Annotated in this window: 11 protein-coding genes; 6 read left to right on the forward strand and 5 right to left on the reverse strand. The window is 45.0% G+C overall.

Going from position 1 to position 12,334, the window contains the following annotated elements; translation table 11 throughout:
- Positions 1-12 precede the first annotated feature (12 nt).
- Complete coding sequence (locus Q9312_RS17925) at positions 13-966, forward strand: LOG family protein (RefSeq protein WP_309202228.1); 954 nt, start codon at positions 13-15, stop codon at positions 964-966.
- A gap of 349 nt (positions 967-1,315) precedes the next feature.
- Here Q9312_RS17925 and Q9312_RS17930 read toward each other — a convergent pair whose 3' ends face one another.
- Entirely contained in the window at positions 1,316-3,169 is a 1,854-nt protein-coding gene (locus tag Q9312_RS17930) for a S8 family peptidase (protein ID WP_309202229.1), read from the reverse strand.
- 298 nt (positions 3,170-3,467) lie between these two features.
- Here Q9312_RS17930 and Q9312_RS17935 point away from each other — a divergent pair, with 298 nt between their 5' ends.
- Positions 3,468-4,700, forward strand: a complete 1,233-nt coding sequence (locus Q9312_RS17935) for a hypothetical protein (protein ID WP_309202230.1) — start codon at positions 3,468-3,470, stop codon at positions 4,698-4,700.
- Positions 4,701-4,717: 17 nt separating this feature from the next.
- On the opposite strand, the gene Q9312_RS17940 is transcribed toward Q9312_RS17935, so the two are convergent.
- The 4 genes from Q9312_RS17940 to Q9312_RS17955 all read right to left on the reverse strand — a co-directional run bounded on the left by Q9312_RS17940 (position 4,718) and on the right by Q9312_RS17955 (position 8,744).
- Entirely contained in the window at positions 4,718-6,583 is a 1,866-nt protein-coding gene (locus tag Q9312_RS17940; protein ID WP_309202231.1) for a DUF1631 family protein, read from the reverse strand.
- 157 nt (positions 6,584-6,740) lie between these two features.
- Positions 6,741-7,481 carry an oxygen-binding di-iron domain-containing protein gene (locus Q9312_RS17945; RefSeq protein ID WP_309202232.1) on the reverse strand — a complete coding sequence of 247 codons (741 nt, stop codon included), beginning with the start codon at positions 7,479-7,481 and terminating at the stop codon, positions 6,741-6,743.
- Positions 7,482-7,491: 10 nt separating this feature from the next.
- Positions 7,492-8,088, reverse strand: coding sequence for a hypothetical protein (locus Q9312_RS17950; protein ID WP_309202233.1), 597 nt, complete (start codon positions 8,086-8,088; stop codon positions 7,492-7,494).
- Positions 8,089-8,177: 89 nt separating this feature from the next.
- Entirely contained in the window at positions 8,178-8,744 is a 567-nt protein-coding gene (locus Q9312_RS17955) for a GNAT family N-acetyltransferase (RefSeq protein WP_309202234.1), read from the reverse strand.
- A 463-nt stretch (positions 8,745-9,207) separates the two neighbouring features.
- Between Q9312_RS17955 and Q9312_RS17960 the strand changes: the two genes are divergently transcribed.
- The 4 genes from Q9312_RS17960 to Q9312_RS17975 all read left to right on the forward strand — a co-directional run bounded on the left by Q9312_RS17960 (position 9,208) and on the right by Q9312_RS17975 (position 12,333).
- The gene (locus tag Q9312_RS17960; protein ID WP_309202235.1) at positions 9,208-10,251 is read left to right on the forward strand and encodes a rod shape-determining protein; all 1,044 of its coding nucleotides are present in this window, start codon (positions 9,208-9,210) and stop codon (positions 10,249-10,251) included.
- Between the two features lie 92 nt (positions 10,252-10,343).
- Positions 10,344-11,216 carry a rod shape-determining protein MreC gene (mreC, locus tag Q9312_RS17965; protein ID WP_309204524.1) on the forward strand — a complete coding sequence of 291 codons (873 nt, stop codon included), beginning with the start codon at positions 10,344-10,346 and terminating at the stop codon, positions 11,214-11,216.
- Complete coding sequence (mreD, locus tag Q9312_RS17970; RefSeq protein WP_309202236.1) at positions 11,216-11,701, forward strand: rod shape-determining protein MreD; 486 nt, start codon at positions 11,216-11,218, stop codon at positions 11,699-11,701. The genes mreC and mreD overlap by 1 nt, the downstream gene beginning before the upstream one ends.
- Before the next feature lie 2 nt (positions 11,702-11,703).
- Positions 11,704-12,333: a Maf family protein gene (locus tag Q9312_RS17975; RefSeq protein WP_309202237.1), complete on the forward strand. Its 630-nt coding sequence runs from the start codon at positions 11,704-11,706 to the stop codon at positions 12,331-12,333.
- Position 12,334 lies beyond the last annotated feature (1 nt).

Raw genomic sequence — 12,334 nt, forward strand, 5'->3', positions numbered from 1 at the left:
GATACTCAAAGCATGGCGAGTAAGAAAATTGTAAAGCACAACCATCTTAAGAAAGCGACGAGAATGATTCGTCCTCCCTTTAGAGCGCATTCCTCTTTACCACGCTCAAGAGATATGATCTTAGAAGCGAAGAAATGCGATGATTCGCCACAGACCTTGTCTCCATCTTATCGATTAGCATTCGATGATCCAGAATTCTTATTACAAGATGAGCAGCGTGCCGTTCGACTATTGTTAGAGTGGCAAAAACCCGATCAAATATTAAATGCACATGAGATAAAAGCGACTTGGCCAATTTTCGGCAGTGCGAGAATTCATGACGAAGAGCAGTCACTGCAAAAGATCCAACAGCTAGAGCGAAAGCAACAACAAAATCCAAACAATGAGTTATTACAACAGCAACTGCATGCCGCTATTCAATTGCATCAGAAGTCATCGTATTACCAAGAATGTGTTCGTTTAGCGCAACAGCTATCTGATCCTGATAACACAGGCATAGATGCGACCGTTGTAACGGGTGGTGGTCCCGGCATTATGGAAGCCGCAAATAAAGGGGCTTCCTTAGCCGGAAAGAAAAGTATTGGTCTCAATATTGTCTTACCAACGGAACAAGAGCCAAACGCCTATATCAGTCCAGAGTATTGTTTTCAGTTCCATTATTTTGCGATTCGAAAAATGCATTTTCTTGCGCGCGCAAAAGCCTTGTTCGCTTTTCCAGGAGGATTCGGCACCCTCGACGAAGTGATGGAAACCTTGACCTTGATTCAAACACGACGACTGAATTTGATGCCGATTTTTTTATTTGGCGCGGAGTTTTGGAATAAAGTGATCAACTTTGACGCTTTGGTTGAAGAGGGCGTTATTAGCGCAAGAGACAAGGAACTGTTTCAATTTGTCGAAACCGCTGAAGAAGCGATCGCGGGTGTGAATGCATTTTATCAAAAACATCCAGAGCAGACAGAGTAACGATATTTCTTGCGACTTTTCCATTTCTTTTAAAGAGCCAATCGGTTGAGATAATACGGTGCTGCCATCCTTGGTCTCAAGGTTGTTTGGGCATCATCAAGTCGCGAATAGAGTTTGAACTTGAGATTGATAATAGCGACGGTTGGCACTCGGAACACGAAGTGCTAGGCATTGGGCGTTAGAAACGCTTCTAATCCCATCGAAGAGAAAAGCAAAGAGTGTACATACCGAGACATGCTAGACGATTATAGTGAATCGATCTGAACGAAACGTTTTAAAGAGAAAATAAAGAGAATAAAAAAAGGGGAAGCTAAGCTTCCCCTTAAACTAAGGTGAGTGTTACCTAATCTTAGTTTGCTTGAAGACGCAAAGTCACACCTGCTGCTGCACTGTATCCATACAAGTCCAGATACCAACGGCCACCTTGTGGGTTTTGGAAGGTACAGGTTTCATTGTTACCACTCTTATACGGACGGCAATCATACTGGGAAAGGGTAGATTGAGCACCGAAGCGTACATAGAGATCCGCGTCACCAGAGCCACCAGAAGTCGACACAGTAAGCGTTGAGTAGCCTTCTGGTAAATCGTAGTAGTAACGAGCCCAAGAGCCGTAGTTTACAACGATATTGCTAGCAGTTACGTCAATTGGATCGTTACCACCGGGAGGAGGGGTACCACCACCGTCGTAACTACCGACTAAGGTTACGCCTGAGAAAGTGCTGTAAGCTTTAAGGCGAACATAGTAGGTTCCACCAGTTTGACTTCCAGTACAACTCTCGTTGTTACCGTTACGGTAAGGACGACAATCGTAGCTGCTGTCAGTTGGGGCTGAACCAAATTTAACGTACATATCAGCATCACCAGAACCACCACTGATTTGGAAGCTGATGTTGCTAGCACCTTGAGGTACTTCTAGTGTGTAAACAATATCGTTACCAGTAGAAGCACCCAAGTTACTGACTGGCTCTCCGTTAGTTAATTGATTGTCACCTGGAGGAGGTGGCGGAGGTGGGGTTGTTCCACCATCAAATAGAGAGTAAGCCAATAGGTTTGGCGAGCCGTTCACGCCACTGATGGCATTAGGCGTTGCATTGTCTTCAAGCGCTTGCTCAACCTGTGAAGGAGTTGCATTCGGGTTGTTAGCCAAGTACAGCGCCGCAACACCAGCAACGTGAGGACTCGCCATCGACGTTCCACTCATCGTTTGAGAACCACCATTCATACTAGTAGAAGTGATGTTTGAACCAGGAGCAAAAATGTCAACACAACTTCCATAGTTCGAAAAAGAGGAACGCGAATCGCTACTGGTCGTCGACCCAACAGTGATTGCATTGGTCACACGAGCAGGAGAGTAATTACAAGCGTCGCTGTTGTCGTTACCAGCGGCAACAACCGTGACAACACCTGCAGACACTAAGTTATTGGTAGCGTTATCAACCGAAGATGAAGCGCCGCCACCAAGACTCATATTGGCAACCGCTGGTTTAACGTGGTTTTGAGCCACCCAGTCGATACCAGAAATTATGCCAGAGTAAGATCCAGAACCTTGGCAATCAAGAACTCGAACACCGATAACATCAGCGCCTTTAGCAACACCGTAAGTCGCACTGGCAACAGTACCGGCAACGTGAGTTCCATGACCTTGACAGTCACTGGTGTTGTTATCATTGTCAATAAAGTCGTAGCCACTTGAAACACGGCCACCGAAATCTGAATGATTGTTTACACCAGTATCTAAAATGTAAACATTAACGTTTGAAGCGGTCGTGTTGTAAGTGTATTGGCTATCGAGAGAGCCACTGCGTTGGTCAACTCGGTCAAGTCCCCAAGTTGCGTTGTTTTGAGTGGCGTTTAAGGTGACTCGTTGATCCGGCTCGATAAAATCAACGAGAGGGTGTTTCGCCATTTTAGCCGCGGTTTTTTCGTCCATTTCAAAAACGGCGCCACGCAGTGCAGCTGAGAATTTCTTTTGCACACTGACGTTCATTGATTTAGCCAGTTGCGCTGATGCGTTATCAACGGCTGACTTCATGGCATTTGCGTTTAATGCCATGCCGCCTTTGGCTAGTGCTGCGTCTTTATAGACTACAATGTACTGGTCTTGGATAACATTGTCAGGGTTGGCTGCTTTTTTCAGTTCACCGGCTTGGATGAACGGGGCGCTGACTAGGCCCATAGCGAGCGCGAGTTTGTTTAGTTTCATGGTTTCCTCCATACCCCGCCTGGAATCAGGCTTGGTCGTATTTTCGTTATAGTTTTAACAGTATTGGGAACTGCATATACTGACACATCATACTGCGGAGATTGATTTAGAATATATCTCAGATGTGATTTGGATGCTATTTCAGGTTGCGCTTAAATGCAACTAGGATTTGTTATTCTGTTATGCGAGGGAGTAATATACGGCAGTGAGATTTACATTAACTGTATGATTTATAAGCAAAGCTTGGTGCTGGTCTGATCAGTCACGCGAGCTCTACCTAAGTGAAAGAGAGCTTATTATGGCGTTAAATGAATCTGAAGTGGCGCAGATACAACGAGCCGGCGATCACTTCAAGAAAGTGTTGAATGAAACCTTCGATGTGCTACCGCGTTCGGCTCGTACCATTGCGGGTTTGGCCCGATGGAGCGGCGTTAATAAGTCGACTTGTCAAAGGTTGGTGCAGGCATTCACGAAAACTCAAAGTGGTTTGGACGTCATTGTAACCCTACCGGGTATTCATGGCTTGCATCAGCTATACGACAGTTTTTTGGAGCGATTAAGTAACCCGCAAAATTTAGAGCGGTTTCAACAAATGACCGGTCAATACGAAGACTTGATTTTGAAGTTTGCGACCAGTCAGTCGGACCTAAAGCGCCAACTAGAAAAATACCAGAATCAAACATCGGGTTCGCTGCAAAGTTATTCGCGAGTAATGCGTAAAAATGCTTATGAGACTAACCGTGAGTTAACCGGAGAGTCGGTTGACTTGTATTTAAGCCTGGTATTTACTCGAGTCAATCCGCGCAATAATGCCTTTATCGATGAGTTTATTATTGCCAATAAAACAGGCGTTGAGTTGGCTCACTCTGCACGCCCATTCGTACAAAATTTTGGCGGCAACCTTGCCGAGCTAACTGTCAGTCATCCACTGATCCTCAGCTCTGCTGCTGAACACAGGGTCGATGACTCTAAGTCACAAGAGTTTTTACTTTCTGAATACTCAACACCGGGGATTGAGCAAACTTACGCCGGTGTTGCTAATCTAAAAAATGCGTTGGTGTATGATCAAACTTTGCCGCCCATCAACGGTGGGCGCTTCAACATAACCACCGCTCATTTCGATGCTCGTACCCAACCTAACCCGCTGATGGATGATTACAAAGTGGTGTGTCAAAGTCTAATGCAGCGCAGTCCAGCGAAGAAAATTGCATTGGTTACTTTTATGGAACGTGAACTCGGCCAGCAAGCCAGAGTGCAGGGCGGGTGTTATCCATCGAGTATTAAAGTTCACGAGAAGCTGCATCAACCCGAAGACTTATGGTGCGAAAGGTTCAGTGAGTCGCCAGAAATTCAGCTCATTAATCCAGACGATCCTATGTTGAATAGTAAGTTGAATGTTGATTTTGCCGATGAGTTATTGGCGAATGGCTTTGCGATGTTGGGTGCGAATCCGAAAGACTATATGGGGTATATGATGTGTGTTGATTACCCGGTTTGGTTAACCAGTCATCGCTTCTATTTTGTACTTTAAAGTGAACGGGAAGGGGCTTATTGATCTTTAAGCGCTTCTCGTTGACCGGCAACCAGCGACTTTAAGGTGTCTTCAAATTCTTTGCCTTGTTCGAGTAAGATCACTCGCTCTGCAGCAAAAAGGTCAACCAGTTGCGGCTCTTTTGGGTCAAGCACTCGTTGTCCATGAGAGTCAGTAAAAATATATTTACTGGTCGTCGTAGAGATGATGCTGAGGGTTAAGTTCTGTGGTTTTGCGCCTTCAGGCGTGTACTTAATAATCGCTCCGGTCATCAATTCATCAACCGTTTTCTGAGCGTTACGTCGTTTACTTTCTAACAATGCCTCTTCTTCTTTTGCCTTAGCGATGGCTCTCGCACGGTCTTCTTCTAAGCGGCGTTTTTTATCTTGCTGTTGTTTAAGTTCTTCTTCAATTTTTTGTCGAATGACTTTTCTGGCTTCTTCTTCAGCGGCTTGTTTTCTCGCTTTATCGGCAAGAATCTCTTGTTTAACTTTGTTGGCTTGTTCTTCGAGTACTTGCACTCGTCGAGTCATAATTCGTTCTAAGTAATCCGTTAATTCTTCCCAATAATTATGCGTTTCAATGGTGACCAAAGGAAGATGAGACGGATGAAAACTCGCTGACGTGATATCAAAGTCAGCGATCATTGCGCCCGACAAGTTTACAAACACCAGCCATTTTCCGGTATAGTCTCGAGGAACGAGCTGACAGCGAAAACGTTTGCCTTTTTGAATGAGATAATACCAGTCATCATCATTCAAAATGGAGTCGAGCTCGCTACTATAGTCGACCACTGGCTGAGTTGGTTCTTGGTCGTCGAAGTCTTCAAAAATTGGACTGGTGATAATGGTGTAAAAGTCAGTGCGTTCGCCATTAAGTTTTTTGATGTGAATACCTTCAAGCTCATAAAAGAACTCACCTAAACTTTCCGAACCATGAAATAACTTGTCGATTCCCTCGTAAAGGCGCTTTAATGCTGCCGGAACTTTTTCATGATAAAAATCAGTGTAGTCAGCATTAAAAGGAGCGGTAATACTCCAAATTAGGGTTTCTGCATCATCAATAGCGGTATGCCATTTTTGGCCAACGGGTCCTGTTTCCATAAAAATGCTTTTAAGGTAAGGACTTAAATAGTTTTCTAAGAACTCCAGCAAAAAGACCGGAAATTCATCGCCTGACGTTTTCTCTTGAATAAACTCTGCGACGAAAGCGTCCGCTTTCACTTCTCGCTCGGCTTTACGCTTGGTTTCTACAATCTTTTTGAGACGATCGGTGCGGTACTCGTTAAACGCCGACTCGAGTGACATAATTCGATTGGCTGCTTGCTCATAAATACGCGGGTTAGCACCTTTTTGATTCAGCTGAGTGAGCACCAAGCGAATGCCATCTAGTAGCTTTTTCGCCAAAGCGCCGCTGCGTTGATCCCAGCACTCTCCAAGCATTAATAACTTTGACAATACTTTTTTCGCCGGATGTTGAGTAACCTGCAAAAACTCAGGAGAATGTATTGCAAGTTGAGCCCAACTTAACGCTAAGAGCTGCATTAAGCGTTTAATTTCACTGTGCTCTTCGGTGATACCATTGAGATACTGAAAGGTTAACTCCGTCAGATGCAAGCTGCTTTTTATTTCACCGGGAATGTGGAACTCACGATCTTGAGTGAGCTTTTGGTAGATGGCACTGACAATTTCATAATAGGCTAAAGGCGATTCTTCCGGAGACGTGGCTTTCACAACATCACGAAAAATCTGCTGTAAAACGCCGAGAAGCTCTTGAGATGATAATTGTTTATAACTGGCACTGGTCTTTTTATCTTTTTCGCGAAATAACAGGTGCTCGAGCTCCCTGTTTTTTCGGCTTAATGCAAAGATAGTTTTATTCATAAGACTCAGTCGTTCGTAGTTTTATTAGCCAGTGATTGGTGGCGCGATATTACCGTAATTAATCCAATTGAACACTTTTTTAATGTTAAGTAGCTCGCAATTTTGTACATCGATTAAATTACATACAAATATCTCGCTTTGGTAAATAGAGGTTAAATTAGTTAGAAGCAATAGCAACACCGACCTCAAGTTGTTCAAACCAGTCAAGAAACTTGTGTACCATGCTGCCTTTGAATATAGCACCATGCTGCGGTGCCATATACTCAATGTCGAGTTGTCTGACGCGCTTAATCCAATCATTTTTGGCGGCATTGGAGGGCATCCAACGCTGATGGAAATACTCCATTTTAGGTATGTGTTGCTCAAAGTCTTCAACAAAGATTGGCGCGCTGGTGTCATCAAGAGCGGCTCCAATATCGCCACTCATCAGAATTTTCGCTGTGGCATCATACACATGAAAGTTACCTGAAGAATGTAAGTAGTGTGCCGGTATGAATTGCAAAGTGATACCGTTTAAATCGAGTTGACCACCTTCGTCTGGAAGCGGGTTGTATTTAATGCTGTTCATTCCAAAGTGACGTATAAAACCCTCCCAAAGCCAAGGGGCATGTAATGTTGCGTTTTCTAAGCACTGATCCCACAAACCCAACGATGAGATAATGTCAGGATCTTGATGAGAGGCGAATAAATCCGTGAGTTGAGGCAAATCAATGTGCTGTAGTACGGCCGTGAGCATTTGTGAGAATAGCTCAATACCACCTGGATCGAGTAATACAGCGCGCTTTGGCGTCGTTATCAGATATTGATTAGTATCGATAATATTATTTTTCTTGTCGGGATCACGACCAAAAAATAGCCATCGATGGGTACCACTGTGATAAAGATGATGCGTTTTCATAAGGTTGCCGCTACTCCTTATCTAAATGAGTTTGTGCTTGTCGTAGGTGTTTGGCGATTGCTTGGCTTGAACGCTCGACATTGTCGGCGACCGATTGTAAAGAGTCTTGTAACGATGGATCGGCTCGAGTTGATTCGATTCGGGCGACGACTGTTACAATTTTTGCCGAACGTAAATCGTTTTGCGTTTGCGCAATCTGCTTGGCCAACAGTGTTATATCGGAAAAAGTCGTTTGCTCGTTAAGGGCAATTTTCCCTCGAGTTTGTTCCAATAAAGGACGGATCTTGTTTTTGACTGAATCATCAGCTTGTTGATAAGACTTTTGCAATTGAGACAAAAGACCATTGTCGCGAAATAATCTTGCTGAATCGTGTACCAGAGCGACTGCCCGTTTGTTGACTTGATTAGCGGTCGCGATGGTCAAAATGGCCAAGCTCTCAATAAAGCCGGTAATTTCATTGAACCCAGCCGCAGATGTACCAGCTCTTGCCGCAAGAGCCCGCGCATTTTTCGAGGTGATAGATAGCTCAATAGCAATCGATTTCGCATGATAAAGTTCCGATGCTATTTTGGCTATTGAGATAAATTGTCGGGCACTTTCTGCCATACCTTTCCAAGCTAAGCGATGTTTACTCTAAAGCTTAGTCGCTGCCAACTATCCTGCAAATATTTTAATAAAAACAGTAAGATAGTTTTTCACTCGGTTTTCTTAAACAAAAGCGCTTCTCGGTGTTGCTGGTCAATATTTGGAAGAACCCGTTCGGTGTAGCAAAAAGAATGAACGGGTGTGAACTGGCACTTTTTTAATACGCTTTGCGATGCTTGGTTAGAGGCCAGAGTGTGCGCATAAAGCTCAACTCGCGACGACGGCTCGAAAATCTCTGTGTACCACTGTTTAAGAGCGCTGGAAGCTAAATTCTTGCCCCAAAATGTTGGCAGTAAGCGATAACCAATGGTTACAGCGAAAGGGTTCTTGGGGTGTAACCAAGACCGTTGCAGCTGTAGCCAGCCACAGGGTGTTGATTGGCTATAGATGATCCATATGGCCATTGGACAATGTTTTGCTTGTTGAGGTGGGTGGGCGTGAAAGAAATCGTTAACGGGCGATTGGCGTTTCAGTAACTTGGGCCAAATGTGTTGCTCTATCTCGCTTTTCGAGTGAGCCTTGCCAGTGATGGATGCCATCACCTGTTGATTACTCAACAGCTTGATAATAAAGGAATCATGATGACGACTAAGACGCTCTAAAGTAATAGATGACATAACGTATTTTGGTTATTCCAGGCGGCCCGATAAGTGAGTGTAACATCGGTGATTTCGAGACCGGAATTTTGCAGGATGAGTTTATCTGAATCAACGATTTTTACAGTGTAGCCTTGTTCAAATGAGAGATAAGAATCTTTGTTGTCATCACAAGTTAGATCCCATGATTAAATCCCCTCTGCAAAACGAAAGCCCTTGTCATCTTATTGATAGTCTTAGGAATTGTTCATCATTTGAGCTAAACTCAAGTCATTAATCGGCGATGAGTCACGTTTCTTGTCTGGCAGGTAAGCAAGCGCTTGCAGTCGCTCCAGCAGATTGATACATTAGCGCGCTATGTTTATGGTGCTGTTCAATGACAGAGTTCGCGGGTTTTTGGGAACCCAAGCAATAAATTATTGTCATAGAAAGACCCATATTGGCGCCGCTTCCGACCGTTTTCTAACTGGATTTACTAAATACAATGTTAAATAAAATTCGTGGAATGTTTTCAAGCGATCTCTCGATTGATCTGGGAACTGCTAATACTTTGATTTACGTACCTCAAAACGGCATCGTTTTGAATGAGCCTTCAGTCGTTGCAATTCGACGTGAGCGCAATGGAAACAAATCGATAGCAGCCGTTGGTCAAGAAGCCAAAATGATGCTTGGAAGAACGCCCGGTAATATTGAGGCTATTCGTCCAATGAAAGATGGCGTTATTGCCGATTTCGAAGTGACCGAAAAGATGTTGCAAGAATTTATTCGCAAAGTTCACGAGAAAAGCTTTTTTATGCGCCCGAGCCCAAGAGTACTGGTTTGCGTGCCTTGTGGCTCAACTCAAGTTGAACGCCGAGCGATTCGAGAGTCTGCGCTAGGCGCTGGCGCTCGTGAAGTTTATTTAATTGAAGAACCAATGGCCGCAGCAGTTGGCGCCGGTATGCCTGTTGGTGAGGCTCGTGGCTCAATGGTGGTTGATATCGGTGGCGGTACGACTGAAATTGCAATCTTGAGTTTAAATGGCGTGGTCCAGTCAGAATCCGTCCGGATTGGTGGAGACCGCTTTGATGAAGCGATCATTGAGTACGTTCGTCGCAATTACGGTACCATCATTGGTGAAAGCACCGCAGAAAGAATTAAGCATGAAATTGGAACGGCTTATCCGAGCACTGAGGTCATGGAAATTGATGTTCGTGGCCGAAATTTAGCCGAGGGTGTACCTCGTAGTTTTACCATTAATAGCAATGAAGTTTTAGAAGCCTTACAAGATCCATTAGCAGGAATCATCCGAGCTGTTCGCTCGGTACTCGAGCAATCTCCACCAGAGCTGGCCGCTGACATTTCAGAGCGTGGGCTGGTGCTGACCGGTGGTGGCGCGTTGATTAGAGATATTGATCGTCTGTTTATGGAAGAAACCGGTCTTCCAGTGATCATTGCTGAAGATCCGCTGACCTGTGTGGCTCGGGGTGGTGGCAAAGTGCTTGAAACCATCGAAGCGCACGGTGGCGATCTCTTCTCTCACGAGTAGTCATCGTTTCAATTTCTATCTATAATCAAAGACTTAGCTTGATTAAGACACGCTAAGTCTAATTTTATGGGTGGAGAGCCACTATTAAGCACATTTTCGTAGACGAAACGTCCCATTTTACTCGCCTACTGACCGTTATGGTTCTGTCGGGCGTGTTTATGTTCGCCGATCACCGCGGGCAGCACCTTAGCGCGTTGCGTAACTTCCTATCGACGTTCTTAACACCTTTAGTTTACATCGCAGACTTACCTGGAGAGGTTGCCCTTTGGAGCGGTGACCGAATCCGTAGTCGAGACGAGCTTTTCAAAGAAAATCAATCGCTTAAAGATGAAGTCTTTATTCTGCGAACGCAATTGCAGAAGTTGGTTGCGCTGAAGGCTGAAAACGCTCAATTGCGCAATTTATTGGGGACAGAGAAGAAAGTTGAAGGCCGGCGACTGGTCGCTGAGATTATTAATGTTGCCCCAGATGCTGCAACTCATGAGATTATTATCAACAAAGGCCAGCTCGATGATGTTTATCTTGGGCAAGCAGTGCTCGATGCGAATGGCATGATGGGACAGGTCACGGAGGTTAGAACGTTAACCAGTCAGGTCCTTATCATTACCGATCCGCGCCATGCGATTCCGGTGCGTGTTGAGCGGAGTGGTGAACGGAGTATTGCACTAGGGACCGGCAAAGATTATTTAAACTTGCAATATGTTCGGAATACGGCGGACATTCGAGTCGGTGACTTGTTATTAAGTTCAGGTATCGGGGAGCGTTTTCCGGATGGTTATCCGGTCGCGACGGTGGTTAATATTATTCGCGATCCCGGTGCTCCCTACGCCATGATTGAAGCCTCCCCAGAAGCGCATTTAGCGAGAACTGGCCAGGTCTTGTTGATTTGGCCTGATCGAGATCCGCAACAAATTTCCAGTGACCTGACGCCGTCTGAACCGGTCATTGAAGAGGGCTCGCACTGATGAGTACCCACCGTCATAATTATTGGGTTATTTGGGCCTCATTTGCGGTTGCTTTGCTGCTTGATATTTTACCTTTGCCAAAGCTCTTAATGCCTTATTGGCCAGAATGGTTACCCATGGTCATGCTGTACTGGACCATTGCCTTGCCCCATCGAGTGGGAATCTTTACCGCATTCATCGCCGGAATTTTTGTTGATGCAGTTCAAGGATCCGTGCTCGGACTTCACGCAATGAGTTTGTCTGTGATGGCCTATTTTTCGTTGCTTCTGTATCAGAGAATACGCTTATTTCCACGCTGGAAACAGTCATTAGTTATTGCGATGTTAGTGGGCATTTACATGCTTTTAGTGCTTGGATTAAAGAGCCTATTTATCCCATTTAACACTCATTTCTCGTACTGGATACCAATGTTCAGCAGTGGCTTGGTTTGGTCGTGGTTGTTTTTATTGTTGCGTGATGTTCGTCGTCAGTTAAGGGTGAGTTAAGCATGACTGAGTCAAACTTAAATAAAGCGATTGTCTATTTTCGAGTTTGTTTGGCCTCGCAGTCACCGCGTCGCCGCGAGCTTCTCAAACAAATCGGTGTTGATTTTGAGGTTCGTCCAGCCAATATCGATGAGCAACGTTGGAACAATGAAAAGCCCTACGATTATGTCCGTCGTATTACCTTAACAAAAGCGTCTACCGTCTGGCAGCAGCCCGGGTTTCCTCAAGATATGCCAGTTCTTGCTTCTGATACGGCCGTGGTAGTCGACGATGACGTGTTAGGAAAGCCAGAGAATGAGCAAGAGTCAGTGGCCATGCTTTCTCGTTTGTCCGGCCGAACGCACCAAGTACTCACTGGAGTAGGCATTATGTTTGCTAACAAGCGCGAGTTTGTATCGGTCGAGTCAGAGGTTACGTTTCGCGAGATCAGTGAAGCGGAAATGCGGCACTACTGGAAAACCGGAGAGGGCCGAGACAAAGCGGGTGGTTATGCTGTGCAGGGGCTTGCTGCGAGTTTTGTGGCCAATATTAACGGTAGTTTTTCTGGGGTGATGGGGCTTCCATTGTTCGAAACCTCAGCATTATTGCAACAATGGCGGGTAGCAATGTGGCTGTCTCGACCGCACTCTTAAA

It is taken from the genome of Pleionea litopenaei, from assembly GCF_031198435.1.
Classification (GTDB): domain Bacteria; phylum Pseudomonadota; class Gammaproteobacteria; order Enterobacterales; family Kangiellaceae; genus Pleionea; species Pleionea litopenaei.

Excerpts from the sequence above, each read along its gene's own strand:
- Q9312_RS17950 (WP_309202233.1), bottom strand. The coding sequence starts at position 8,088 with ATGGCAGAAAGTGCCCGACAATTTATCTCAATAGCCAAAATAGCATCG.
- Q9312_RS17930 (WP_309202229.1), bottom strand. The coding sequence starts at position 3,169 with ATGAAACTAAACAAACTCGCGCTCGCTATGGGCCTAGTCAGCGCCCCG.
- mreD (WP_309202236.1), top strand. The coding sequence starts at position 11,216 with ATGAGTACCCACCGTCATAATTATTGGGTTATTTGGGCCTCATTTGCG.
- Q9312_RS17945 (WP_309202232.1), bottom strand. The coding sequence starts at position 7,481 with ATGAAAACGCATCATCTTTATCACAGTGGTACCCATCGATGGCTATTT.
- Q9312_RS17935 (WP_309202230.1), top strand. The coding sequence starts at position 3,468 with ATGGCGTTAAATGAATCTGAAGTGGCGCAGATACAACGAGCCGGCGAT.
- Q9312_RS17925 (WP_309202228.1), top strand. The coding sequence starts at position 13 with ATGGCGAGTAAGAAAATTGTAAAGCACAACCATCTTAAGAAAGCGACG.
- Q9312_RS17940 (WP_309202231.1), bottom strand. The coding sequence starts at position 6,583 with ATGAATAAAACTATCTTTGCATTAAGCCGAAAAAACAGGGAGCTCGAG.
- Q9312_RS17960 (WP_309202235.1), top strand. The coding sequence starts at position 9,208 with ATGTTAAATAAAATTCGTGGAATGTTTTCAAGCGATCTCTCGATTGAT.
- Q9312_RS17975 (WP_309202237.1), top strand. The coding sequence starts at position 11,704 with ATGACTGAGTCAAACTTAAATAAAGCGATTGTCTATTTTCGAGTTTGT.
- Q9312_RS17955 (WP_309202234.1), bottom strand. The coding sequence starts at position 8,744 with ATGTCATCTATTACTTTAGAGCGTCTTAGTCGTCATCATGATTCCTTT.